Origin of the sequence: Tsukamurella sp. M9C, assembly GCF_020169415.1 — a bacterium.
Classification (GTDB): Bacteria; Actinomycetota; Actinomycetes; order Mycobacteriales; family Mycobacteriaceae; genus Tsukamurella.
Genome location: NZ_JAIULG010000008.1, coordinates 1 through 22,824 on the forward strand (window position 1 = coordinate 1; position 22,824 = coordinate 22,824).

Below are 22,824 nucleotides of genomic sequence, written 5' to 3' on the forward strand. Positions count from 1 at the left end.
GGCCGCGGTCGTGCCGCCGCAGCAGCCCTCGTCGCGCGTGGCCCCGCCGCCGGCCGGCCCCGGTGAGCCGGTCGCGCCGACGAGCATGCACCCCGTCGCGGGCCGGCGCCCCGCGCCGCCCCGCCCGATCCAGCCCGCGCCGCGCCAGCCGACCGGCGAGACCGCGACGCGTCCGAAGCCTCCGACGCCCCAGGCGACTCCGGAGACCGAGGAGTACGACCACAACCCGCCCACCTCCATGGGCCTGCCGCCGCAGCGCCCGCAGGACTAGGCGAACCGCTCGAAGGCCTCCACCCAGTCGGGAGTGCCGAGGTCGCGGGGGAGGGGCGTGCCGCGGTGGCCCCGTCGGGCCGCCCACTTCCGCGCTTCCGCCCGACGGTGCCGCGGCGCCACGCCCGCCAGGACCTCGGGCAGTCCGTGGCCGCGGCCGGTGAAGACGGCGTGCACGAAGGCGGCGTAATCGCGCCGGCGCGCCACCGGCACGAGGGGCGTGCTGCGGCGCGCGATCGTCAGTAGTCCCGCGTCGACGGACGGACGGGGGGTGAAGGCCGCGGCGGGAACCCGGCCGGCGAGGCCGAATTCGTACCAGGGGGACCACTGCGCGGTCATCATCGTCGCGCCACCGACACCGGCCCGCCGGCGCGCGACCTCCCACTGCACCACGAGGACCGCGCCGGTCCAGTGCGGCGCGTGCAGCAGCTTGCGGAGCACGGCGGTGGTCAGGTGGAAGGGCAGATTCCCCACCACCGCATGGGGTTCCGCCGGTAGCCGGTGCCGCAGGAAATCCCCGTGCACGACGGTCGCCTCCGGGTGTCGCTCGCGCAGGCGTCGGGCGTGGCCGCCGTCGATCTCGACGGCCGTGAGCGGTCGTCCCAGGCGAAGGAGTGGATCGGTCAATGCGCCTGCGCCGGGACCGATCTCGAGGATCGGACCGTCGGTGCGGCGGGTGAGGTCGACGAATCGGCCGATGACGACATCGTCGGTGAGGAAGTTCTGGCCGTGCTCGTGACGGCCCCCGTGATGGGTGGGCATGAAGGGAGTTCTCCGGGTCGAGGATCACCCGGGCAGCGCGAATCGCCGCCCAGCGGAAGGATGCTGGGGCGGTGAAGCCGAGATGGTGTGGGAGGCTCCGCCGCCGCTACGCGCGGCCGCGGTCCACCACTGCCGCCGCTGCCGCGGCGGCTGCTGCCGAAGAACTCACGGGGTGCACTCTAGGCGCCGTAGCGGCGGGGTGCCAACGGATTATCCGCGCTGCAGCCAATAGGCCTGGGACTTGATCCGGTCCTTCGGCAGGCCGAAGTCGCGCTTGGCGGCCTTGGTGATCTCGCGCGTCGCCTTGGTCTCGGCGGCGACGAAGAGGAAGGCGTCCGCGCCGATCCCGGCGCCGACGACCGTGGACACCAGTGTGGCGCCGCGGTTCTCGCGCGGCACCCAGGTGACGGCCTCGCTCTGCACGGGAAGCTCCCGCTCGCCGTCGTGCTGGTACTCCAGGTACACGCGGCACGGGGCCTGCGCGGTCCCGAGGATGCTGTTGATCGCGGGGATCGACGCGGCGTCGCCCACGAGCACGTATTCCGACGGTGCCGGCTCCTCCGGGACCGTCAGGTCGGCGCCCATCATGGTGGCGGCGATCCGGTCGCCCGGCTCGGCGTCCAGGGCCCAACTGGGCGCGGGACCGTCGTGCATCGCGAACTCGATGGTGAACTCCGAGCCCTCGGGCGCGACGATCGTGTAGCCGCGCTGCACGAGCGTCCCCTCGTCCGCGTCGGTCGTCGCGGCGCCGCTCTTCGGTACCCACAGGCGCACCCACATGGTCGGGAACCACGGGTTGTCCTGCAGGAAGTCGCCGCCGTCGAAACGGATGCGGTGATAGTGCTCGCTGACGGCCTTTGTCGACAGCACCGTGAAAACGTAGTCGTCCGCCCGCATCGCCTTGAGGATCAGGCCGGTCACTCCTCTACCCATGAAGCTGAGGCTACCCTAATCGACTCGATCATCGCGAGCACATGCCGCGTGCGCTGGGCTGATACGGGTTAAGCTTCCTCAATTTTTCACACGGTCCAGCAGAGGAGCCGCGGGATGGAGATGTCCAACGATTGGAGTGCGGAGTGGGCCGCGAGTGCGTGGTGGCTGCTCAAGGCGGTCGCTATCACCACGCCGATCTTCGTGGTCGTGCTCGCGGTCTGCTTCGTGAGTACGAAGTGGGGCCGCCAGTTCTGGCGCGTCTCCGGCGCGTACTTCACGGGGCGTGACTCCTGGCGGGTCTATGCGCGCATCCTGCTGCTCATCGTGTCGACGCTCGCGGCCGTCCGGTTGTCCGTGCTGTTCACGTACTTCTACAACGACTCGCAGACGGCGCTGCAGTACGCCGTGCAGGCGGTGTCGAAGGGTGATTCGCCGGCGCTGCAGGCTGCCGAGGACGGGTTCTGGCTGTCGATGCGGATCTTCGCGCTGCTCGCCGTGCTGTGGGTGGCGCGGGCGTTGATCGACTACCTGGTGAACCAATGGCTCGTCATCGACTGGCGGATCTGGCTCACCGAACGTGTCGTCGACGACTACCTCGACGGCGAGGCGTACTACCGCAATCGGTTCATCGACGACACGATCGACAACCCCGACCAGCGGATCCAGGCGGACATCACCGCGTTCGTGGCCACGTCGGTGTCCCTGTCGTTCGGGGCGGTCAACGCGGTGGCGTCGATCATCTCGTTCACGAAGATCCTTTGGGAGCTGTCCGCACCCATGACGATCCTCGGCGTCACGATTCCCCGCGCGATGCTGTGGCTGGTGTTCGCGTACGTGCTGATCAGCACGGTGATCGCCTTCTGGATCGGTCGGCCGCTCATCAATCTCAACTTCATCAACGAGCGCCTCACCGCCGCGTACCGGTACGCGCTCGTGCGTCTGCGGGACAATGCCGAGCGGGTGGCGTTCTACCAGGGTGAGCAGGTCGAGCGGCGCACGCTCCTCGGCCGGTTCTCCGCGGTGATCGCCAACACCTGGGCGATCGTGTTCCGCTCCTTGAAGTTCAGCGGGTGGAACCTCACCGTGAGTCAGACGGCGGAGGTGTTCCCGATGGTGATCCAGGCGCCGCGGGTCTTCTCCGGCGAGCTCACCATCGGTGACGTCAGTCAGACCGCGAGCGCGTTCCGGCAGGTGCACGACTCGCTGTCGTTCTTCCGTTTGTCGTACGACGACTTCGCGGAGTACCGCGCATCCCTCATCCGTTTGGACGGCCTCCTCACGGCCGACGATGAGTCCCGGAAGCTGCCGCGCGTCAAGGGAACCGACGAGGACCGGTCGGTTCGGCTCGACGGCATCGGCGTCCGCAAACCCGACGGGGTCGTTCTCGTCGACGATCTCCGGCTCCACCTGGAGCCCGGCGACGCCGTGGTCGTCAAGGGGGTCTCGGGATCCGGCAAGACGACCCTCCTGCGCGCGCTCGCCAGGATCTGGCCCTATGCGGACGGCGAGATCGGGCGCCCCGCTGGAGCCGAGACGCTGTTCGTGTCGCAGCTGCCGTATCTGCCGCTCGGCGACCTGCGGACCGCGCTGAGCTACCCGGCGGAGCCCGGCGCGTTCGGCGACGACCTACTGCGGGAGGTCCTCGGCAAGGTCTTCCTGCCACATCTCGCGGACCGGCTGGACGACGAGGAGGACTGGGCGGCGGTGCTCTCCCCGGGCGAGCAGCAGCGCATCGCGTTCGCGCGCATCCTCCTGATCAGGCCGCAGGCCGTGTTCCTCGACGAGGCCACGTCCGCCGTCGACGAGGGGCTCGAGCACTCGCTGTACACGCTGATCCGGGGCGAGGTGCCCGAGGCGGTTCTCGTGAGCGTCGCCCACCGCAGCACCGTCGACAGGCACCACGCGCACCGACTCGAGCTCAGCGGTAGCGGGTCTTGGGAGTACTCACCGCTGTAGGCCCGCGACGAGGTCGCGGCCGCCCACGTAGGTGGTGGTGTGCTCCGGCGAGCCGCCGGTGTCGACGGTGCCTGCGATCGCGGCGGCGAACTCGGTGGCGGTCGGCAGGGGGCCGTGGCTGCGCCGTTCCTCGACGGCGGCGGGGTCGCGGCGCTCCAGGAGCCGGACGATGATCGTGCCCTCGATCATGTCGCCCGAGACGACGCGCAGGTCGAGGCCGAGTTCCGCGGCGAGCGCGCGCAGGGCCCGCTCCCCGGCGAGCTTGCTGGCCGCGATCGGCTCGTAGCCGGCGGGCACGGGGTGGGTCTCGGAGAAGTGTGCCTGGTGGCTGGTGACGAAGACGATCCGCCCGCCCGGCCGCAGGTGCTCCGCGGCCGCGCGGGCCGCGGCGACCTGCGCGTCCCGGTTCAACCGCATCGCGTAGTCCTGGTCGGCGCCGAGCTCCAGGCCGCCGGAGGCGTTGAGGACCACCGCGTCGATCGGGCCGAACGCGGCGACCGCCGCATCGAGGAGGTGGGCCGGTCCATCGGCCGCGGTCACGTCTGCGCCCACCGCGATCGCCCGCCCGCCGGCCTCGCGGACCAGGTCGCACACCTTCTCCGCCCGGCGTTCCTTCTCGCGGTAGTTCACCACCACGTCGTGCCCGCGCGCGCCGAGCGCCACCGCCGTCTCGGCGCCCACCCCGCGGGACGCCCCGGTCACCACTACGACCGCCATCGCTGAACCTCCATGCTTCTGATTTAGAACTGCCGCCAGCATGACGCTTCGATTTCAGAAGCGCAAGTAGGCTCTGTCTCGTGTCAGTGCGCGATGTGGTGCCGCAGCGCCGCGAGGAACCGGATCCCGCGGCGGTCGCTGCGATGGACCTGCTCGGTCAGCGCTGGGTGTTGCGCATCGTCTGGGAGCTCGAGCCGGGATCGCTCGGCTTCCTCGAATTGCGCAGGCGCATGGGCAATTGCAGCTCCAGCGTGCTCGCCACCCGGCTCGCGCAGCTGGTCGAGAAGGGCATCGCCCGCAAACTCCCCGACAAGCAGTACGAACTCACGCCTCGGGGCGAGGCCCTCGGCCGCGCCCTCTGGCCCGTCTGGGACTGGGCCGCCGACTGAGCAGCACAGGTCGCCCCGCGAACTGTCCGGCCGATAGCAACGCCCCGGTCATGACGCTCGCTTAGGATGTTGCGCATGCAGAAGCGGACGATTCGGACTTCCCGTGTTGCGCTCGCGGCGCTCGCGATGGCATTTCTGGTGCCCGGGGTGGTCGGGATGGGGGCGGCATCCGCCGACCCGTCGACGGGCTCGGAGTGCCGGATGTTCGACACCAAGCCCGGCTACGAGTGCCGGTTCGGGAAGTGGGAGCGCGACTTCACGCCGCCCTATCCGGGGAAGTCCTGCTCGATCGGCGAGGCTGCGCCGCCGCTCCAGCGACTCACCTGTTCCGGAGGGATCTGGATCGTCAAGCCCGCGGATCCCAACGGCGCGAAGTGCACCGCGGTCGGAGCCCAGCGCGTCGGTCCGGGTGGGCTTCAGACGTGCACGCACGGCCCCTACGGTTTCACCTGGGAATGAACGCGCCGGCCCGTCGCGGCCGGCGAGGAGGAGGAGAACGATGAAACGAGCGATTGCGGCCATCGGCGCGTGCGCGGGACTGGTGACGGTCGGGGCGGTGCTCACCGCGGGGCCCGCGGGCGCGGACTGCGGCGCCGCCGCGCGGGATGATTGCGTCGTCCAGCGCGACGCGACGCGGACGGAGACCGTCACGGTCACCCGGACGAAGACCACCACGTCGACCACGACCACCACGTCGACGACGACGCGCACCACGACGGTCACCGTCACCGCGACGCGGACGCGTGCCGCCGCGCTCGGCGTCGCGCGGGTCGGGCACGACCCGGCCGACGGCCCCGTCGTCACCGCGCGACCGGACTGAGCGCCCGCGCGGCGAGGAGTCACCGCGCGACCGAATTAGAATCATCGTGAGCGAAAAGTGCCGCCGCCCCGAAAAATCGGGACGGCGGCACCGTCGTACGTGCGCTCGGGACTAGTCCTGCTGGACCTTGCCCGGCTCCGAGGCGGCCAGCATGTCGCCGCGCTCGACGACCTTCACGCGCTCGCGGCCCTCGGCCTCGCCCAGGCTGCGCTCGTGCTCGTCGAGGCGGTACCAGCCGTCCCAGGTGGTGTACGGGGTGTCGTGGTCGTCCAGCCAGTCGGTGACGCCGGTGGTCGACGGGTCCGACGGGGCGTTCAGCTTGCCGGCGTGGAAGTCCTCCAGCAGGCAGGCGATGGTCTCGTTGGCGTCGCCCTTGGTGTGGCCGATGAGGCCGACGGGGCCGCGCTTGATCCAGCCGGTGGTGTAGACGCCCGTGATGTGCTGACCTGCGTCGATGACGCGGCCGGCCTCGTTGGGGATGACGCCGGCCTGGTCGTCGAAGGGGATCTCGGGCAGGTCGTTCGAGAGGTAGCCGACGGCGCGGTAGACGGCGCCGAGCTCCCAGTCGGTGAACTTGCCGGTGCCCCGGACGTTGCCGGTGCCGTCGAGCTCGGTGCGCTCGGTGCGCAGGCCCGTGACCTTGCCGTTCTCGCCCAGGATCTCGACGGGCGACTCGAAGAGGTGGATGAACAGCTTGTGCGGGCGGTTGTTCGGCTCGCGGATCGCGTAGTTCTCGAGGATCGTGGCGACCTGGTCGGTGATCTTCGACTCGCGGCGGGCCTTGGCCGAGCCCTCGTCGTACTCGATGTCCTCGGGGTTCACGACGACCTCGATGGTCTGCGAGTGGTCGAGCTCCTTGAGCTCGAGCGGAGTGAACTTCACCTGCGCCGGGCCGCGGCGACCGAAGACGTGCACCTCCTTGGCCTTGTTGACCTTGAGGCCCTCGTAGACGTTCGGCGGGATCTCGGTGGGGAGCAGCTCGTCTGCGGTCTTGGCCAGCACGCGGGCCACGTCGAGGCCCACGTTGCCGACGCCCAGGACGGCCACCTTCTCCTCGGTGAGCGGCCACTCGCGCGAGAAGTCCGGGTGCCCGTCGTACCAGGCCACGAACTCGGCGGCGCCGTAGCTGCCCTCCAGGTCGATGCCGGGGATCTCCAGGTTGCGGTCGGCGACGGCGCCCGTGGAGAAGATCACCGCGTCGTAGTGGCGGCGCACGTCCTCGAGGGTGAAGTCCTTGCCGAAGTCGAGGTTGCCGAGCAGGCGGACCTGCGGCTTGTCGAGCACCTTGTGCAGCGCGGTGATGATGCCCTTGATCCGCGGATGATCGGGGGCGACGCCGTACCGGATCAGGCCGAACGGTGCCGGCATCTTCTCGAAGAGATCGATGCTGACGCCGGGGTCCTTCGCCTCGTCGGACTTCATGAGGGCGTCCGCTGCGTAGATACCAGCGGGGCCCGCGCCCACGATCGCGACGCGCAACGGGCGGTTCTGTTCGGTCATGTGAAGTCGGCTACCTTGTCTGCATACGCGGTTGAAGTTCCCCACCAGGTTAGTGCGGACTTATCAACTGTTCCTAGTGCGGGTGGTCCATCCCACCCATCCAAGGAACTGGAACGTGTTCTAGTAGCAGAGGGTAGAGACTTCAGTGAGCGCAGACAAGGCCCCCGCCGGACCGCCGCCCGAACGCCGCACCACGGCGACCCCGTTCATCATCGCTCTCGTGGTCGCCGTCGTGCTCATCGGCGGCGTCCTCGCCTGGAACGCGATCCGCCCCTCCGATGAGCGGCTCAGCGACTCCGCGCAGGTCCAGGTCACGATCGGCCAGTACTACGGCGCCCTGAACAAGGGGCGGTACGCGGATCTCGTCGCCAACACCTGCGCCAAGGACCGCTCCGCCGCCGACTTCCCGAAGGAGGCCGGCTTCCCCGACGCGCGCAAGGCCGTCGTCGAGCGCGAAGGCGAGGCGAAGCTGGACGAGAAGGGCGTCAAGAACCTCACCGTGAACGGCGACACCGCGTCCGCCGATCTGACGGTGACCTACGAGAAGGCGGGCGAGCGCACCGAGCAGGCGAAGTTCGTCCGCGAAGACGGCAAGTGGAAGAAGTGCTCGTGAACTACGCCGGAAACCTGACGCCGCGCGAGGCCTGGGAGCTGCTCGAACAGGACCCCGCGGCCATCCTCGTCGACTGCCGCACCGAGGCCGAGTGGAACTACGTCGGCATCCCCGAGCTCTCGCAGGTCGGGCGCAATCCCGTGCTCGTCGAGTGGCAGCGCTATCCCGACGGTGCGCTCAACCCCACGTTCGTCGACGAGCTCCGCGCCAAGGGCGTCACCGACGAGGCACCCGTGGTCTTCCTCTGCCGCTCCGGGCACCGCTCGATCGGCGCCGCGGAGACCGCCACCGCCGCCGGCGTGGCGCGCGCCTACAACGTGCTCGACGGCTTCGAGGGCCCCATCGACGCACTCGGGCATCGGGGCGTCGCGGGCTGGCGCGCCGACGGCCTGCCCTGGCGGCAGTTCTAGGCTGAAGCCCATGACGGAGTTCAGCCCCCTGCCCGACGGCCTGCGGCCCGAGACGTACGCGGTGCGCGGCGGCGTCCTGCGCACGAACCACGAGGAGACCTCCGAGGCGCTCTTCCTGAACTCGGGCTACACCTACGAGAGCGCCGAGGCCGCCGAGGCCGCCTTCAACGGCGACATCGACCGGTTCGTCTACTCGCGCTACGGCAACCCGACGGTGGCGATGTTCCAGGAGCGCCTGCGCCTCCTGGAGGGCGCCGAGGCCTGCTTCGCGACCGCCTCCGGCATGTCCGCCGTCTTCACCGCTCTCGGCGCGCTGCTCAAGGCCGGCGACCGGCTCGTCGCGGCCCGCTCGCTGTTCGGCTCCTGCTACGTCGTGTGCAACGAGATCCTGCCGCGCTGGGGCATCGAGACCGTCTTCGTCGACGGCGAGGACCTCGCCCAGTGGGAGGAGGCGCTCAGCGTCCCCGCCCAGGCCGTCTTCTTCGAGACCCCCGCGAACCCGATGCAGGGCCTCGTCGACGTGCGCGCCGTGGCCTCGCTGGCGCACGCCGCGGGCGCGCAGGTCGTGCTCGACGCCGGCTTCACCCCCGTCGGCTACCAGGATTCGCTCGGGATGGGCGCCGACGTGATCGTGCACTCCTCCACCAAGACCATGGACGGCCAGGGCCGCGTCATGGGCGGAGCCATCCTCGGCCGGTTCGACTACATCGACGGTCCGGTGAAGCAGCTGATGCGGCACACCGGTCCCGCGATGGCGCCGTTCAACGCCTGGGTGCTGCTCAAGGCGCTGGAGACGCTGGACCTTCGGGCCGAGCGGGTGAGCGCGAACGCGCAGAAGGTCGCCGAGTTCCTCGACGCCGACCCCCGCGTCTCGAAGGTGCTCTTCCCCTTCCTGCCCTCGCACCCGCAGCACGAGCTGGCGAAGGCGCAGATGAAGGCCGGCGGCACCGTGATCACCCTCGAGCTGGCCGATTCGGCGTCGGCCGCGGGCAAGGCGCGGGCCTTCGAGTTCCTCAACCGGCTGCAGGTCATCGACATCTCCAACAACTTCGGCGACGCCAAGTCGCTGATCACCCACCCCGCCACCACGACGCATCGGGCGACGGGGCCGGAAGGTCGCGCGAAGATCGGGCTCACCGACTCGATGCTGCGCCTGTCCGTCGGGCTGGAGAACGTCGACGACCTCATCGCCGATCTGGATCAGGCCCTGGGCTGAGCCACTCAGGGCCTCTGATCGTCGACGGCGGCGCGCCACGTCCGCACGGCCTCTGCTGACACCGGCGACATCCACCCCTGTGGCCGCGCGGCACTGCCGATGTGGAAGGCGTCGATTCCTGCCTGCATGAGTGGCGGCAGGTGATCGAGGCGCAGGCCGCCGCCGGCCAGGATCCGTTGCAGTCCAGACGCTTCCGCGACCAGCGTGGCGATGCCGTGATCGACGCCGGAGGTCGCGCCCGCGGTGAGGAAGCCGTCGAGCCCCGGCAGCTCCGCCACGGCGGCCCGCAGCGCCGCGCGGTCCGCGCAGTGGTCGATCGCGCGGTGGAAGGTCCACGGCGCGCCGTCGATCGCCTCGACGACCCGCGTCACGGCCGGTAGGTCCACGGCGCCGTCTGCGGTGAGGAAGCCGAGCACGAACTCCTCCGCCCCAGCGCTTCTCAGTTCGACGGTGCGCCGCACCAGCGCGCCGAGGTCCCCGGCCGCGAAACCGTCGGTGAGCCGGAGCATCACGCGCACGGGGATGTCCACGGCGGCACGGACCTCGGCGACGGTGGCGGGGGAGGGGCTCAGCCCGTCCGCCGCCATGTCGGCGACCAGCTCCACCCGGTCCGCCCCGCCCTCCCACGCGGCGACCGCGTCGCGCGTGTCCAGGGCGATCACTTCCAGCAGTGCCATGAACCCAGTCTCCCAAATCCGGTCGCACAGCCGGGCCTGCAGTGCCTACTGTGCAGGTCATGGAATCGCCCGCGCCCGAGGAGCCGCGCCCGCTCACCGATATCGAGCGGGCGATCCTCGACGGCTTCCTGAGTTTCGGCTTCCCCGGCGTCGAAGAGCTCCGCTCCCAGGTGCCCACAGTGCGGGCTCGGCCGTCGTGTTCGTGCGGCTGCGGATCGATCGCGCTTCTCGCAGACCGCAGTGCGCCTGCATCGCTCCGGACCAGCTGGACTCCGCTCGAAGCCGCCCTCGCCGACGGCGAGGGCGGTGTGATCGGCGGACTTCTGCTGTTCACGAATGACGGCTACCTCGACGCCCTCGAGGTCTACTCGTTCACGGACGAGCCTCTGCAACTGCCTCCCGTCGACCGCATCCGCTGGGGCGATGTCCGTGCATGAGGTCGACGGAGTTCGACGACCGACCACCGAGGAACTGGCGGAGTTCGACGGCGCCTGGAGGCGGAGCTTCGGCGATGCGCCGCTGCGGGCGATCGACATGCGCGGTGCGTTCTCTCGTAATTGGGTTCGGCTGCACAGTCTTCCGGAGAGTAAGCGCTACGCGGACACCCAGGAGGAGTACGACGAGCTGCTGCGACGCTATTTCGCCGTCCTGGACGAGTTGCGCGCAGGCGAAGGCGTACTGACGGTGTTGACGTGCGCGTTCTCGTTCTCGACATCGCCCCGTCCCGTGCGCCGATCGTCCCTGCTGGCCGGACTGCTCCCGCGCCCGCGCTACTGGCGCAGCGTTTCGGAGGGAGAAGAAGCGGGCGAGGAACAGGTCTGGACGCACCTGTACGTGCACCGCGTTCGCCGCACCGCGCCTGCCCTGCGGGACCTGTTTCGCGCGGCAGCCGACGATCGGACCGGCGATGTCATGGTTACCGGATCAGCGGTCAACTGGGTCCACTGCCCTTATGACGGCGGCGCCGACCTCATTCTTAAGTCGCCGGACGAACGAGACCGAGTATCGAATCTGTTCGCCGAGTGGCGGTCACCTTGGGACCACGGGCTGTGACCGGAGAAAGTCGGTGGACCGCGGCGGCGCCCTCGAATACGCTTCCCGACATGGATATGCGCAAGCTCCCCGAATCGCTGCGGCAGTGCTACTGCCGCCGGTTCGGCGTGCCCGCATAACCTGCGGCAACCCGGGCCGTCGCTTCACCGCCGGCCCGGTGCCCATGCGTCACACGCATGGCTTCTCGGACCGGTGACCATCACATCGAGAACGAGAAAGCCATGGAGAAGATCAGTAAGTCCTTGGTCTCGTGGGCGTCCATCCTGGACGAGAAGACCCGCGAGCAGGCGATCAACACGGCGAAGCTGCCGTTCATCTACCCGCACATCGCGTTGATGCCCGACGCCCACCTGGGCAAGGGCGCCACCGTCGGCTCGGTCATCCCGAGCCTCGGCGCCGTGATCCCCGCGGCGGTCGGCGTCGACATCGGCTGCGGCATGATCGCGGTCCGCACCCAGTTCACGAAGTCCGACCTGCCCGACGACCGCGCGACGGTCCGCGAGGCCATCGAGCGGGCGGTCCCGCTCTCGCCCGGCCGCTACAACAAGAAGGTCGTGGCCACGGCGGAGCCCCGGATCGCGGAGCTGGAGACGCTCGCCGAGCGGGCGGACTTCAACCCGGCCCAGTACGCCGGGAACTGGAAGCTTCAGTTGGGCACGCTCGGCGGAGGAAATCATTTCGCAGAGCTAAGTATCGACGCCGACCAGCGGGTTTGGGCGTTCCTGCACTCCGGCTCTCGCGGCGTGGGCAACAAGATCGCCCAGCACCACATCGCCGTGGCCACGCGCCTGTGCAAGCAGTGGTGGATCGAGCTGCCGGATCCGGACCTGGCCTACCTCGTGGAGGGCACGCCCGAGTTCCGCCGGTACATCGCCGAGCTGACGTGGGCGCAGCACTTCGCGCTGCTCAACCGTGAGGAGATGATGGACCGGGTGATCCGCCAGCTCGGCGAGTGGGTGGGGACGCCCGTCGTGGAGGCGGAGCGGATCAACTGCCACCACAACTTCACCAAGCGCGAGAAGCACTTCGGCAAGGAAGTGTGGGTGTCGAGGAAGGGTGCGATCGAGGCCACCGAGGGCAAGCTCGGCCTCATCCCGGGCTCGATGGGCACCGCGTCGTACATCGTCGAGGGCAAGGGCTTCGCCCCGTCGCTGAACAGCTCGCCGCACGGCGCGGGCAGGGAGTACTCCCGGTCCGCGGCGCGCAGGGCCTTCACGCACGAGCAGCTCCGGGAGGCCATGGTGGGCATCGAGTTCCGCGACAGCCCCGACTTCATCGACGAGATCCCGCAGGCCTACAAGCCGATCGACCGGGTGATGGCCGATGCGGAGCAGCTGGTGACGGTCCGCGCCCTCCTGCGCCAGATCGTCAACGTGAAGGGCCAGTAGAAAATTCTGCAGCTTGCGGCGGCGACACGCCGACGGTTCGCCGCCGCAAGCCGCAGATGTTGTCCGTCTTGAGGGCTTCATCGGCCTGGCGTGCCGGCCTCCAATAGGAGCAGCGCCTCGGGCAATGCGTACACCGAGGACACAGTGGGGAGAAGCACGTCGAGGTCCGTGCGGCGGTGCGCTGCAGTCAGTCCCCAGACCTGCGTGCCGTTGCGGCGGACCCAGGCCAGCGTGCGGTTCACCCACCGCTCGAAGTCCGCCGACACGGCGCGCATCGAATCCGCCTGCGATCCGATGGAGCCGATGGTGAGACCCTCGGCGGTGCAGGTCGCGGGTTCCCAGTACAGAACAGGTGACGCGTTCGAGTCGACGATGCCCTCCGTCGCGCCCGGCGCGAGCCGATCCCAGTTCAGGCGGTTGAACAGGGCTGATCGGGTTCGGCCGGACATGGCATCGCTTCCCTCGCGGATCACGACGGGCGGTCCCAGGGATCGGTCGGCGATCAGCACCTGACCGCTTTTCATCGCGGCTTCCCGCGACAGCGTCACCGTCGGTGACGCGACCACGGGCCACGGATGCAGCGTCACAGCATCGGGCTCACCGAGGTGATCCAGCAGGCGCGCGTGATCGACCGCGGTGGCATAGAAATGGATCGCGGTCACCATTGCCGAATACTCCCATGCTGTACGGGTGCGTGGAACAGTTGGTATGACCGAGTCTTCGGCGCCATTCAGGGCTTCTGGAACAGGCGGGCGAGGTGGTACCGCGCCACCTCGATCGCGCGCTCCGGTGTGTGATGCCCGATCGCCACGGCGGTGCTCAGGCCGTTGCACAGTGAGACGAGGGCGTCCGCCTCGGTGTCGGGATCCGCGTCCGCGGACAGTTCGCCATTGCTGATGGCCGACCGGAGCGCGGAGAGGACTGCGTCTCGTAGCCGTGCGACGCCGCCTGCGAGGGGTTCCGCGGCGAGAGCGGGGTCGGTCAGGGCGAGACCGGTGAACGCGGTGGACACACGGTAGAAGTCGAGGCTCGGGCCGTCGGTCGGCAGCGCCTCCATGAGGAAGGCCTCAAGAACCTCCCGTGGTGGGGCAGTAGTCGTTCCACGGCTCAACCGCGCACGCCAGCGCTCGTTCGACTGCTCCTCCAGCCTGCGCATCGCCCCGATCAGTAGGTGCTCCTTGCTGTCGAAGTAGTACTGGACGAGGCGCAGCGAGACACCTGCCTCAGCGGCCACGGACCGCATCGATACGGCGTGCAGGCCGTCGCGGGCGGCTACGCGGGCCAAGGCGTCGGCGAGCTGCGACCGGCGCACCTCGTGATCGACTGTCCGCGGCATCGGCACCTCCTTGTTGATACAGTCGTATCATATCCTTTGTGATACAGCTGACTAATGAAAGGAGTCGCGATGCGCGGACGTGTTCTTGCCGCGGCCTGTCTTGCGCAACTGATGATCACGCTCGACGTCTCCGTCGTGAACATCGCCCTTCCCGCCGTCCGCGCCGACCTCGCATTGGGCTCCGTCGGGCTGCAGTGGGTGGTCACTGCCTACGCCCTGCCGTTCGCGGGCTGCCTTCTGCTCGGCGGTCGCGTGGTGGACATGGTGGGGGTGCGTGCGGCCTTCGTCGGTGGTATGGCGGCGTTCACCGCGGCGAGCGCCGTCGCAGGCGCCGCACCGGGGCCCGAGGTGCTGCTGGCCGGTCGCGCCGCGCAGGGCTTGGCCGCGTCCCTGGTCGCACCGGCCGCCCTCGCCGCGATCACCACGACGTTCGGCGAGGGGGAGTCGCGAACGAGGGCGCTCGCTCGATGGACGGCGATGAGTATCGCCGGCGGCACCGCCGGAAACCTCTGCGGCGGCGTGCTCACGGAGTTCTTCGGCTGGCGTGCAGTGCTGTTGGTCAATCTTCCACTCGGCGCACTCGCCATCGTGCTTGCGGTGCGGGCCCTTTCGGCGGCCGGACACGAAGGACGAACCTCCGTCGGGATCGCCCCGGCGCCGCTCGCCACCGGCATGTTGGTGGTCGCGGCTATCGCCTTCGCCGCCGTCGGGGAGCAGAGTTGGGGGATCGGGATCGCCGCATCCGGTGTCGCAGTGGTCTGCCTCGCCGCCTTCGTGCGCAGTAACGGCACGGCGCGGAATCCGCTCATCCCGCCGACGTTGCTCGCGATCCGGTCCGTGCGGTGGGGTAATGCAGGGCTCCTGGTCATCGGTGCCACGCTCGTACCGATGTGGTTCTTCCTGTCCCTTCAGGTGCAGGTGGTTCTCGGCTACCCACCTCTGATGGCGGGCCTGGCCTTCCTGCCGCACACCGTCATCCAGCTGGTCGTGGGCCTCCACTGGACACCGCGGCTGTTGCGGATCACGACGCCGCCGCGCCTCGTCGCCGCCGGTGCGGCGCTCCTTGCGGGCGGGTTCGTCTGGCAGAGCGGGCTGGAGACCGGCTCAGCGTATTCCACCGCGGTTCTCGTCCCTGCGGTGCTCATCGCGGTCGGTGCGGGTCTGGTGAACCTTCCGCTCACCGCGATGACGGTGGCGGGTGTCCCCGCGTCCGACGCCGGCGCCGCAGCGGGCGTGATGAACTGCGCGAAGCAGGTCGGCGGCGGGATGGGGCTCGCGGTCCTGGTCGCCGCGACCGCGGCGATCGGGCCGCCGGAGCGTGCGTACGGCCTGGCGTTCCTGATCATGGCGGCGCTCGCCGCGGGAGTCGGGCTCGCGGCCCTGTCCGCCGCGCGCCCTGCGCGAGCGGATGGTTTCGCGTCGCCGTGATTCGAACCTTGACGACGGGCGGCACGACAGGGCATTCTCGACGCAGGTCATGAGTGCCAGCGACAAGCCCCGGCTCGCTGGTCGGCAACCCTCCTCCGCGGTGGGGTGCTCCGGGTGACGACCTGGCCGCACCGAACGAGTGCGGCAAGCGCGGATTCGCGGCACGTCGGAAACGGGTGCCGTGCGTCCTCATACCGAAGGACATCTCTCATGAGCATCGCCACCACCGAGCGCACCGCCGTCTGCCTGACCCCGACCGTCCGCAGCACGCCGCTGTCGCTGGGCCCCCTCGCCGCCGTGACCGGCGCCGACGAGTACGCCCCGCTCACCGACGGCGCGACGGTCCGCTACGCCAACTTCGACTACGCCGCGAGCGCGCCGGCCCTGGTCGAGGTGCAGCAGGCGGTCCAGGAGGCGCTGGGCGAGTACGCGAGCGTGCACCGCGGCGCCGGCTACCTCTCGCAGCGCTCCACCTCCCGCTACGAGCGGGCCCGCGAGGTCGTCGCCGAGTTCGTGGGCGCCCGCGCCGACGACCACGTGATCTTCACCGGCAACACCACCGACTCGATCAACCTGCTCGCGGGCTGCGTCCCCGGCGAGGTCGTGGTCCTCGACTGCGAGCACCACGCGAACCTGCTGCCGTGGAAGCGGATCGGGGCCCGCGTGATCTCCGCTCCGCTGTCGATCGAGGGCACCCTCGAGGTGCTCGAGAAGGAGCTCCGCGCGCGCCCCGCGGCCCTGGTCAGCGTGACCGGCGCGTCCAACGTCACCGGCGAGGTGCTGCCGATCCGCCGGCTCGCCGCGCTCGCCCATCGGCACGGCGCGCGCATCGCGGTCGACGGTGCCCAGCTGGTCCCGCACCGTCGGATCTCGCTGCGCGAGAGCGGCGTCGACTACCTCGCCTTCTCGGGGCACAAGCTGTACGCGCCCTTCGGCTCCGGCGTGCTCGTCGGCCGCGCCGACTGGTTCGACGAGGCCGAGCCCGTCCGCTGCGGCGGCGGCGCCAGCTACGAGGTGATCGGCACGCCCGTCTCGAAGTCCGTCGAGGTCGCCTGGCACATCGGCCCCGCGCGGCACGAGGCCGGTTCGCCCAACGTCCTGGGCGCGGTCGCCATCGCCGCCGCGTGCGAGGCCATCGAGCGCCTCGGCGAGGACGCCATCGCCCGGCACGAGCGCTTCCTCACCGACCTGCTGCTGCGTTCGCTCGAGGGCATCGACGGTGTCCGCACGCTGAAGATCTGGGCCGACTCCACCGAGCGGGTGGGCATCGTCGCCTTCACCGTGGACGGCCGCACGCCCCGCGAGGTCGCCGAGTTCCTCTCGTCCGAGCACGGGATCGGCGTGCGCGACGGGAAGTTCTGCGCCCACCCCGTCGTTAACCGATTGGGATGCTACGACGGCGCCGTCCGCGCGAGCATCGGCCTCGGCACGAGCGAGCACGACGTGCGCCGCCTGGCGCGCGCCCTCGAAGACCTGTCCGCACGAGCGAACTGAACCCGGAGGAATCCATGACGACCGTCTCCCGCCCCGCACTGGTGGTCACCGTCGACGGTGAGCCCGAGGCCTCGCACCTGACCCGCGTACGCGCCGCCGACCTGCGCATCGCCCAGCGGGAGCGCGGCTACCTGCGCGCCGAGGCCGAGCGCGCCGGGCGGGAGCCGGGCGCGGTCGCGCTCGAGGTCGACGTGGTGATCGACGAGCGCGCCGCCGACGCCCGCGCCAGCTACGCCCCGAGCGGCGCCGCGCCGCAGGGCATCACGTACATCGGCACCCCGTCGGGCCTGAAGTCCCTGATCGAGGACGTCTACGCGGCCGAGGTCGCCGACGCCGTCGTGCTGCGCCCCGTCGGCGGGGCGCGCACCAAGGACCTCATCGCCACCCTGCTCGCCGCGTAGCGGGGGCGGGCATACTGATCGGCGTGACCGAGCAGTACTCCGCCCGCACCGAGACCGTCCGCGCGGCCCTGGCCGCCGCGGGGCACCCGGACACCGTCCGCCTGGTGCCGGACGGTGCCAAGACCGCCGCGGAGGCCGCGGCGGCGCTCGGCTGCGAGGTGGGCGCGATCGCCAACAGCCTCGTCTTCCTGGCCGACGGTGCGCCGCTGCTCGTCCTCTCGAGCGGGCGGCACCGCGTGGACACCGACGGCCTCGCCACTCGACTCGGCTACGGCGCGATCACCCGCGCGAAGCCGGACGACGTGGCCGCCGCGACCGGCCAGGTCATCGGCGGCGTCTCGCCCGTCGGGCATCCGCGGCCGGTGGTCACCGTCATCGACGAGTCGCTCGCCGGCTATCCGGACCTGTACGCCGCGGCCGGGACGCACGACACGATCTTCCGCACCGACTTCGCCGCGCTCGTGGCGCTCACGGGTGCCAGAATCGTCACGACATCGGCGGCATAGGCCGGTTCGCCCGAGTCGACTAGTTCTCCTAATAGTTGTAGGCTGCACGTAGTTTTGCATGTCCGAACACGGCGACGTGGGCGGACGGGACCTGCGGAGGCGTGATGACGGACGAGGAACGGGCGGACCGGATCGAGGGGATCGTCGGCGTGATCGCCGAGCTCACCCGGCTCAAGGAGCGGCACGCCGTGATGACGCGGCACGCGGTCGCGCCGGACGGCGTCGAACTGGCGGCGTACACCGCGCTCTTCGCCCTGGTGAAGGGCGGGCCCATGCGCTCGTCCGTGCTCGCGGACCAGATCCACACCGACCCGTCCACCGCGAGCCGGTACGTGACCACCCTGACCAACCTGGGCTACGCCGAGCGCACCGCCGATCCCTCGGATCGCCGGGCGGCGCTCGTCTCCGCGACGGAGGCGGGGGAGGCCAAGGTCGAGTTCATCCGGCAGCAGCGCAACGAGAAGCTCCGGCCCCTCATGGAGCAGTGGACCGACGAGGAGATCGACCAGTTCGTGACGCTCGGGAACCGGGCGCTGGTGCAGTTCGAGCAGGCCCTCAAGCTGATGCGGGAAGGCGAGTGACCGCCGCGACGGTCCAGCAGGAGGAGACCGCGGGCGCGGGCCTCACGCACAAGCAGATCCTCTACATCCTGTCGGGGCTCATGACCGGCATGTTCCTGGCCGCGCTCGACCAGACGATCGTCTCCACCGCGATCCGGACCATCGCGGACGATCTCAACGGCTACAAGCTGCAGGCGTGGGTCACCACGGCGTACCTCATCACCTCGACGATCGTCACCCCGCTGTACGGCAAGCTGTCGGACATCTACGGGCGCAAGCCCTTCTTCATGTTCGCCATCACGGTCTTCGTGATCGGCTCCCTGCTGTGCAGCACGGCCACGTCGATGTACGAGCTGGCCGCCTTCCGCGCGGTCCAGGGCCTCGGCGCCGGCGGCCTGATGTCGCTGGCGCTCACCATCATCGGCGACATCGTGCCGCCCCGCGAGCGCGCCAAGTACCAGGGCTACTTCCTCGCCGTGTTCGGCACCAGCTCGGTGCTCGGCCCCGTGCTCGGCGGCCTGTTCTCGGGCGCCGACAACATCCTCGGCATCGCCGGCTGGCGCTGGGTCTTCCTGGTGAACGTGCCGATCGGCATCGTCGCGCTCGCCGTCGTCTCCCGCGTGCTGCGCCTGCCGCACACCCGCCGCGAGGGCGTCCGCATCGACTGGTTCGGCGCGGTCGCGCTGTCCGTCGGCCTGGTCCCGCTGCTCATCGTCGCCGAGCAGGGCCAGGAGTGGGGCTGGGGCTCGACGCGGGCCATCGCCTGCTACGCCATCGGTGCGGTCGGCGTCGTCGCGTTCATCGCCATCGAGAAGTACATGGGCGAGGACGCGATCATCCCGCTGCGCATCTTCAAGAACGTCATCTTCGCGCAGGGCGTGCTCATCTCGATGGTCGTGGGCGCCGCGATGTTCGGCGGGATCTCGCTGCTTCCCCAGTACTTCCAGGTGGTCCGCGGCGCCAGCCCGACGAAGGCGGGCTTCCTCATGCTGCCGATGGTCGCGGGCCTCATGCTCGGCTCGATCCTGGCCGGCCAGGTGATCTCCCGCACCGGCCGCTACCGCGTCTTCCCGATCATCGGCGCGGTACTGCTCACCGCGGGCATGTTCGGCATGCACTACATCAGCGCGGACGTGCAGATCGGCTACGTCATGGCGGGTGCGGCCGTGATCGGCTTCGGCCTCGGCAACCTGATGCAGCCGCTCACCCTGGCGCTGCAGAACATCCTGCCGCCGCGCGACATGGGCGTCTCCACCGCCGCCGCGACCTTCTTCCGCCAGATCGGCGGCACGCTGGGCGTCGCGGTCTTCCTCTCCGTGCTGTTCTCGCAGATGCCGCACAAGATGAGCAGCCGCATGACCGATGCGGCCGCGGACCCCGAGTACACGGCCGCCGTCCAGCGCGCCGCCGCCGGCCACGACGGCCCGGCCGCGCAGGACTTCGCCACGAAGCTCGTGCACGGCGATTCCAGCGCCGTCAGCGACGTCATGTCCGACACCTCCGCGCTGCAGAAGCTGCCCGACACCCTGGTGCACCCGCTCAAGGCCGGGTTCGCCGACTCCATGGACGTGGTCTTCCTCGCCGTCACCGTGCTGGCGGCGATAGGCCTGGTCCTCGTACTGTTCTGGAAGGCGGTGCCCCTGCGCACCGCCCCGGCCATCGAGGCGACCACCCCAGAGGCCGGCGCCGCCGCGACGCCTGACAGCATCGAGACCGCGGAGATCAGCGCCGCCGCGGCATCCGTGGCGGGCACAGCAGCGACGGAGGAGATCGTGACCGAACCGCCCACCGGCCCCGTCCCCACACCGCCCACGCCCGCGCAGGCCGCGGCCTCCCGCTCCGAGATCGACGAGCTCCGGGCCCAGAACGCCTCGCTCGCCGCCGAACTCGCCGAGCTGCGCACCGGCTACCGGGCGATCGCCGGCAACACCCGGCTGCGCGCCTCCGGCACCACCGACTCCGTGCGCTTCGCCGTCGAAGCCACCGGTCCCGGCGGGGCCCGATCGGGCCGGATGGTGCTGCCCCGCGGCGAGATCGCCACGCCCGCCTACGTGCCGGTGGCGAGCCGCGGCGCGATCGCCGGCCTCACCCCGCGCGAGCTGACCGACCTCGGCGCCGCGGCGCTGACCGTCGACCTGCACGAGCTGTACCTGCAGCCCGGTGTCGACGTCATCGAGGGCGCCGGCGGCATCGGCGCCGCCATGGCCTGGGCGGCACCCACGATCGCCGACACCGGCGTCGCCGCCGTCGCGGAGCAGCGCAAGACGCGGATCACCGACGAGGGCATCGCCTTCCGCGGCCGCCTCGACGGCTCGCCGCACCGCTGGGACCCCGAGGAGACGGTCCGCCTCGCGCACCGCATGGGCTTCGACGTCGCCTTCGCCCTCGCCGACGCGGAGGACCCCGCGCGCACCGAGCGCTGGGCCCGCCGGGCGCTCGCCGAGCACGCCTGGCAGACCGCGGACCGGCACGACGCCCTCTCGCTCTGGGCCGTGGTGACCGGCGGCGCGGATCCCGAGCGTCGACGGTCCGCGGCCCGCGCACTGCGCAGGCTCGCGGACGAGGACCGGCGGGCCGGCGGACTGGGCTTCGGCGGCTACCGGATCGAGGGCGTCGGTGCCCCCGCCCACGAGACCGCGCTGCTGCGCGCCGTCGTCGGCGAGCTCGAGACGGACCGTCCGCGCTACCTCGGCGGCATCACCGGCCCGGCGGATCTGCTGGCCGCGATCGAGGCGGGCGTGGACCTGCTCGACGGTACCGAGCCCGCGCGGGCCGGCGCCGAGGGCCGCGTCTACACCTCGACGGGCGTCCTCGACGTCACCGATCCCGCGCTGCGCGCGGACTTCCGGCCGCTCGATCCCGCCGAGGGGCGCCCGGGCGGGCCCAACCGGACGGACGCCTTCACCCGCGCCTACGTGCACCACCTCTTCGCCGCGAACGAGGGCCTCGCCGTGACGCTGTGCACCCTGCACAACGAGCACTTCTTCGTGTCCCTCGCCGCGGCCGCGCGCCGCGCGATCCGCGACGGGGGTTACCCGGCCTTCACCGCGTCGTTCCTGCGGCGGTTCGGTAAGGTCTAGCCCGATCCGCTACCCCGATCGGCAGGAGAAAGCCGTTGCGCCGCAGTGACCAGACCCGTTCCCTCGGCATCCTCGCGGCGCTCGCCGCGTCGGGCCTCCTGCTCGCCGGCTGCGGCGGGAGCAGCGACGAGGCGGCACCGTCGTCCGCCGCCCCGGACGTCGACGTGCCCGCCAAGGCGCTCGCCCAGGCTGACCTGCCCGCGGGGCTGACCCTGACCACCGTGTCGAGCGACGACGCCTTCCAGGGCGCCATGAACTCCGTCGGCCAGGTGCAGGCGGCGCAGATCACGCCCGCGGGCTGCAAGGACAAGAACGTCGCCGCGCAGCAGGAGGTCGTGGAGACGATCAAGTTCGGCGTCCAGCAGAACATCGCGAAGGGCGACGCCGCCGTCTACGGCGTCACGCTGCTGCCGGGCTCGGCGCGCCTGGACGTCTTCGAGGCCGCCGGCACGGGGGAGTGCGCGACCGTGAAGTACGGCGATGCGCTGACCCAGACCGCCGTCCGCAAGGACCTGCCCGCGAACGTCGGCGGCACGGGCTTCGTGCTCGAGATGACCCGCACGATCAGCGGGCAGTCCGCCGGCGCCCGCACCGCCTACTTCAGCAAGGGCGGCGTGGTCGCGATGGTCACCGCCAACCCGGGGGCCGACGGCAAGATCGACCAGGCCGGCTTCGAGGAGATCCTGGGGCGCGTCGCCGGCAAGCTGTAGCCCGCAAGCCCGGACAGACGCGAAGCGGCGGCGAGGAGATCCTCGCCGCCGCTTCGCGTCTCACGGTGTCAGTGCGCGTCGGACCCGGCGGTCTCGGCGCGGGCGATCGACCGGGCGATCTCCTCCTCGGCCTCCTTCTTGCCCACCCAGGTCGAGCCCTTGACGAACTTGCCGGGCTCGAGGTCCTTGTAGTGGACGAAGAAGTGCTCGATGGCGTCCAACTCGAACTTGTCGATGTCGCCGATGTCCTGGACCGAGTCCCAGCGGGGATCGCCGGCGGGCACGACGAGCACCTTGTCGTCGCCGCCCTTCTCGTCCTCCATCTTGAACATCGCGACGGCGCGGCAGTCGACCAGCGATCCGGGGATCACCGACTCCTGCAGCAGCACGAGCGCGTCCAGCGGGTCGCCGTCCTCACCCAGGGTGTCCTCGATGTAGCCGTAGTCGGTGGGGTAGCCGAAGGCCGTGTACAGATACCGGTCCAGCTTGAGCCGACCGGTCTTGTGGTCCACCTCGTACTTGTTCCGCGAGCCCTTGGCGATCTCGACGGTGACCTCGAATTCGACGCTCATTGTTTCCCTTCGCTCGCGTCAACCATGCACGAC

The 22,824-nt window shown here is 70.4% G+C and carries 25 protein-coding genes, 2 pseudogenes and 1 riboswitch; of the genes and pseudogenes, 19 read left to right on the forward strand and 8 right to left on the reverse strand.

Annotation, left to right across the window (positions count from 1 at the left end):
* Positions 1-271: pseudogene (locus LB823_RS06350) on the forward strand (formate-dependent phosphoribosylglycinamide formyltransferase); the annotation flags it as partial.
* On the opposite strand, the gene erm reads toward LB823_RS06350, so the two are convergent.
* Positions 268-1,032: a 23S ribosomal RNA methyltransferase Erm gene (gene erm / locus LB823_RS06355; protein ID WP_224645926.1), complete on the reverse strand. Its 765-nt coding sequence runs from the start codon at positions 1,030-1,032 to the stop codon at positions 268-270. The pseudogene LB823_RS06350 and the gene erm sit on opposite strands and share 4 nt — an antisense overlap.
* A gap of 210 nt (positions 1,033-1,242) precedes the next feature.
* Positions 1,243-1,965 carry a siderophore-interacting protein gene (locus LB823_RS06360; protein ID WP_224645927.1) on the reverse strand — a complete coding sequence of 241 codons (723 nt, stop codon included), beginning with the start codon at positions 1,963-1,965 and terminating at the stop codon, positions 1,243-1,245.
* 114 nt (positions 1,966-2,079) lie between these two features.
* Between LB823_RS06360 and LB823_RS06365 the strand changes: the two genes are divergently transcribed.
* Entirely contained in the window at positions 2,080-3,921 is a 1,842-nt protein-coding gene (locus tag LB823_RS06365; RefSeq protein ID WP_224645928.1) for an ABC transporter ATP-binding protein/permease, read from the forward strand.
* Here LB823_RS06365 and LB823_RS06370 read toward each other — a convergent pair.
* A complete protein-coding gene (locus tag LB823_RS06370; protein ID WP_224645929.1) occupies positions 3,910-4,638 on the reverse strand; it encodes an SDR family oxidoreductase in 729 nt (242 codons plus the stop codon). The two genes, LB823_RS06365 and LB823_RS06370, sit on opposite strands and share 12 nt — an antisense overlap.
* An 80-nt stretch (positions 4,639-4,718) precedes the next feature.
* Here LB823_RS06370 and LB823_RS06375 point away from each other — a divergent pair, with 80 nt between their 5' ends.
* From LB823_RS06375 to LB823_RS06385, 3 genes are all read left to right on the forward strand, one after another.
* On the forward strand, positions 4,719-5,027 hold the full coding sequence (locus LB823_RS06375) for a helix-turn-helix domain-containing protein (RefSeq protein WP_224645930.1): 309 nt from the start codon (positions 4,719-4,721) through the stop codon (positions 5,025-5,027).
* 75 nt (positions 5,028-5,102) lie between these two features.
* Positions 5,103-5,486, forward strand: coding sequence for a hypothetical protein (locus LB823_RS06380; RefSeq protein ID WP_224645931.1), 384 nt, complete (start codon positions 5,103-5,105; stop codon positions 5,484-5,486).
* A 40-nt stretch (positions 5,487-5,526) separates the two neighbouring features.
* Positions 5,527-5,847, forward strand: coding sequence for a hypothetical protein (locus tag LB823_RS06385; protein WP_224645932.1), 321 nt, complete (start codon positions 5,527-5,529; stop codon positions 5,845-5,847).
* Positions 5,848-5,958: 111 nt separating this feature from the next.
* Here the strand turns inward: LB823_RS06385 and LB823_RS06390 are convergent, their stop codons facing one another.
* A complete protein-coding gene (locus LB823_RS06390) occupies positions 5,959-7,347 on the reverse strand; it encodes an FAD-dependent oxidoreductase (RefSeq protein WP_224645933.1) in 1,389 nt (462 codons plus the stop codon).
* A gap of 145 nt (positions 7,348-7,492) precedes the next feature.
* On the opposite strand from LB823_RS06390, the gene LB823_RS23990 reads away from it, so the two are divergent.
* From LB823_RS23990 to LB823_RS06405, 3 genes are read left to right on the forward strand one after another with little or no spacing between them, the layout of a single operon-like run.
* Positions 7,493-7,960 (forward strand): DUF4878 domain-containing protein, encoded by a 468-nt coding sequence (locus LB823_RS23990; protein ID WP_224645934.1) that lies wholly within the window; start codon positions 7,493-7,495, stop codon positions 7,958-7,960.
* A complete protein-coding gene (locus LB823_RS06400) occupies positions 7,957-8,370 on the forward strand; it encodes a rhodanese-like domain-containing protein (protein WP_224645935.1) in 414 nt (137 codons plus the stop codon). The genes LB823_RS23990 and LB823_RS06400 overlap by 4 nt, the downstream gene beginning before the upstream one ends.
* 10 nt (positions 8,371-8,380) lie before the next feature.
* Entirely contained in the window at positions 8,381-9,586 is a 1,206-nt protein-coding gene (locus LB823_RS06405) for an O-succinylhomoserine sulfhydrylase (protein WP_224645936.1), read from the forward strand.
* A 5-nt stretch (positions 9,587-9,591) separates the two neighbouring features.
* Here LB823_RS06405 and LB823_RS06410 read toward each other — a convergent pair whose 3' ends face one another.
* Positions 9,592-10,263: a copper homeostasis protein CutC gene (locus tag LB823_RS06410; RefSeq protein WP_224645937.1), complete on the reverse strand. Its 672-nt coding sequence runs from the start codon at positions 10,261-10,263 to the stop codon at positions 9,592-9,594.
* Between the two features lie 59 nt (positions 10,264-10,322).
* On the opposite strand from LB823_RS06410, the gene LB823_RS06415 reads away from it, so the two are divergent.
* The 3 genes from LB823_RS06415 (at position 10,323) to LB823_RS06425 (ending at position 12,704) form a co-directional block, all read left to right on the forward strand.
* On the forward strand, positions 10,323-10,700 hold the full coding sequence (locus LB823_RS06415) for a hypothetical protein (RefSeq protein ID WP_224645938.1): 378 nt from the start codon (positions 10,323-10,325) through the stop codon (positions 10,698-10,700).
* Positions 10,687-11,316: a hypothetical protein gene (locus LB823_RS06420; protein WP_224645939.1), complete on the forward strand. Its 630-nt coding sequence runs from the start codon at positions 10,687-10,689 to the stop codon at positions 11,314-11,316. Before LB823_RS06415 ends, LB823_RS06420 begins: the two co-directional genes overlap by 14 nt.
* Before the next feature lie 221 nt (positions 11,317-11,537).
* On the forward strand, positions 11,538-12,704 hold the full coding sequence (locus tag LB823_RS06425; RefSeq protein ID WP_224645940.1) for an RtcB family protein: 1,167 nt from the start codon (positions 11,538-11,540) through the stop codon (positions 12,702-12,704).
* A 77-nt stretch (positions 12,705-12,781) separates the two neighbouring features.
* Here the strand turns inward: LB823_RS06425 and LB823_RS06430 are convergent, their stop codons facing one another.
* Positions 12,782-13,369 carry a hypothetical protein gene (locus LB823_RS06430; RefSeq protein ID WP_224645941.1) on the reverse strand — a complete coding sequence of 196 codons (588 nt, stop codon included), beginning with the start codon at positions 13,367-13,369 and terminating at the stop codon, positions 12,782-12,784.
* A gap of 65 nt (positions 13,370-13,434) precedes the next feature.
* A complete protein-coding gene (locus tag LB823_RS06435) occupies positions 13,435-14,040 on the reverse strand; it encodes a TetR/AcrR family transcriptional regulator (protein ID WP_224645942.1) in 606 nt (201 codons plus the stop codon).
* 69 nt (positions 14,041-14,109) lie between these two features.
* On the opposite strand from LB823_RS06435, the gene LB823_RS06440 reads away from it, so the two are divergent.
* From LB823_RS06440 to LB823_RS06475, 8 genes and pseudogenes are all read left to right on the forward strand, one after another.
* Positions 14,110-15,468 (forward strand): MFS transporter, encoded by a 1,359-nt coding sequence (locus LB823_RS06440; RefSeq protein WP_255603034.1) that lies wholly within the window; start codon positions 14,110-14,112, stop codon positions 15,466-15,468.
* A 45-nt stretch (positions 15,469-15,513) separates the two neighbouring features.
* A riboswitch (SAM riboswitch) is annotated at positions 15,514-15,625 on the forward strand.
* Positions 15,626-15,678: 53 nt separating this feature from the next.
* Complete coding sequence (locus LB823_RS06445) at positions 15,679-16,962, forward strand: aminotransferase class V-fold PLP-dependent enzyme (protein ID WP_224645944.1); 1,284 nt, start codon at positions 15,679-15,681, stop codon at positions 16,960-16,962.
* A gap of 14 nt (positions 16,963-16,976) precedes the next feature.
* Positions 16,977-17,363, forward strand: a complete 387-nt coding sequence (locus LB823_RS06450) for a hypothetical protein (protein WP_224645945.1) — start codon at positions 16,977-16,979, stop codon at positions 17,361-17,363.
* Between the two features lie 23 nt (positions 17,364-17,386).
* Positions 17,387-17,869: a YbaK/EbsC family protein gene (locus tag LB823_RS06455; RefSeq protein ID WP_224645946.1), complete on the forward strand. Its 483-nt coding sequence runs from the start codon at positions 17,387-17,389 to the stop codon at positions 17,867-17,869.
* 104 nt (positions 17,870-17,973) lie between these two features.
* Positions 17,974-18,450: a MarR family winged helix-turn-helix transcriptional regulator gene (locus LB823_RS06460; protein ID WP_224645947.1), complete on the forward strand. Its 477-nt coding sequence runs from the start codon at positions 17,974-17,976 to the stop codon at positions 18,448-18,450.
* Positions 18,447-20,108 (forward strand): annotated as a pseudogene (locus tag LB823_RS06465) (MDR family MFS transporter); the annotation flags it as partial. The gene LB823_RS06460 and the pseudogene LB823_RS06465, both read left to right, overlap by 4 nt.
* 282 nt (positions 20,109-20,390) lie before the next feature.
* Entirely contained in the window at positions 20,391-21,509 is a 1,119-nt protein-coding gene (locus LB823_RS06470; RefSeq protein WP_224646036.1) for a tRNA guanosine(34) transglycosylase Tgt, read from the forward strand.
* Between the two features lie 35 nt (positions 21,510-21,544).
* On the forward strand, positions 21,545-22,219 hold the full coding sequence (locus tag LB823_RS06475; RefSeq protein ID WP_224645948.1) for a hypothetical protein: 675 nt from the start codon (positions 21,545-21,547) through the stop codon (positions 22,217-22,219).
* Positions 22,220-22,287: 68 nt separating this feature from the next.
* Here the strand turns inward: LB823_RS06475 and LB823_RS06480 are convergent, their stop codons facing one another.
* Positions 22,288-22,791 carry an inorganic diphosphatase gene (locus LB823_RS06480; protein ID WP_068523642.1) on the reverse strand — a complete coding sequence of 168 codons (504 nt, stop codon included), beginning with the start codon at positions 22,789-22,791 and terminating at the stop codon, positions 22,288-22,290.
* Positions 22,792-22,824: the final 33 nt, after the last annotated feature.

Excerpts from the sequence above, each read along its gene's own strand:
- erm (WP_224645926.1), bottom strand. The coding sequence starts at position 1,032 with ATGCCCACCCATCACGGGGGCCGTCACGAGCACGGCCAGAACTTCCTC.
- LB823_RS06360 (WP_224645927.1), bottom strand. The coding sequence starts at position 1,965 with ATGGGTAGAGGAGTGACCGGCCTGATCCTCAAGGCGATGCGGGCGGAC.
- LB823_RS06365 (WP_224645928.1), top strand. The coding sequence starts at position 2,080 with ATGGAGATGTCCAACGATTGGAGTGCGGAGTGGGCCGCGAGTGCGTGG.
- LB823_RS06370 (WP_224645929.1), bottom strand. The coding sequence starts at position 4,638 with ATGGCGGTCGTAGTGGTGACCGGGGCGTCCCGCGGGGTGGGCGCCGAG.
- LB823_RS06380 (WP_224645931.1), top strand. The coding sequence starts at position 5,103 with ATGCAGAAGCGGACGATTCGGACTTCCCGTGTTGCGCTCGCGGCGCTC.
- LB823_RS06385 (WP_224645932.1), top strand. The coding sequence starts at position 5,527 with ATGAAACGAGCGATTGCGGCCATCGGCGCGTGCGCGGGACTGGTGACG.
- LB823_RS06390 (WP_224645933.1), bottom strand. The coding sequence starts at position 7,347 with ATGACCGAACAGAACCGCCCGTTGCGCGTCGCGATCGTGGGCGCGGGC.
- LB823_RS06405 (WP_224645936.1), top strand. The coding sequence starts at position 8,381 with ATGACGGAGTTCAGCCCCCTGCCCGACGGCCTGCGGCCCGAGACGTAC.
- LB823_RS06410 (WP_224645937.1), bottom strand. The coding sequence starts at position 10,263 with ATGGCACTGCTGGAAGTGATCGCCCTGGACACGCGCGACGCGGTCGCC.
- LB823_RS06415 (WP_224645938.1), top strand. The coding sequence starts at position 10,323 with ATGGAATCGCCCGCGCCCGAGGAGCCGCGCCCGCTCACCGATATCGAG.
- LB823_RS06420 (WP_224645939.1), top strand. The coding sequence starts at position 10,687 with ATGTCCGTGCATGAGGTCGACGGAGTTCGACGACCGACCACCGAGGAA.
- LB823_RS06425 (WP_224645940.1), top strand. The coding sequence starts at position 11,538 with ATGGAGAAGATCAGTAAGTCCTTGGTCTCGTGGGCGTCCATCCTGGAC.
- LB823_RS06430 (WP_224645941.1), bottom strand. The coding sequence starts at position 13,369 with ATGGTGACCGCGATCCATTTCTATGCCACCGCGGTCGATCACGCGCGC.
- LB823_RS06435 (WP_224645942.1), bottom strand. The coding sequence starts at position 14,040 with ATGCCGCGGACAGTCGATCACGAGGTGCGCCGGTCGCAGCTCGCCGAC.
- LB823_RS06440 (WP_255603034.1), top strand. The coding sequence starts at position 14,110 with ATGCGCGGACGTGTTCTTGCCGCGGCCTGTCTTGCGCAACTGATGATC.
- LB823_RS06445 (WP_224645944.1), top strand. The coding sequence starts at position 15,679 with ATGAGCATCGCCACCACCGAGCGCACCGCCGTCTGCCTGACCCCGACC.
- LB823_RS06450 (WP_224645945.1), top strand. The coding sequence starts at position 16,977 with ATGACGACCGTCTCCCGCCCCGCACTGGTGGTCACCGTCGACGGTGAG.
- LB823_RS06460 (WP_224645947.1), top strand. The coding sequence starts at position 17,974 with ATGACGGACGAGGAACGGGCGGACCGGATCGAGGGGATCGTCGGCGTG.
- LB823_RS06480 (WP_068523642.1), bottom strand. The coding sequence starts at position 22,791 with ATGAGCGTCGAATTCGAGGTCACCGTCGAGATCGCCAAGGGCTCGCGG.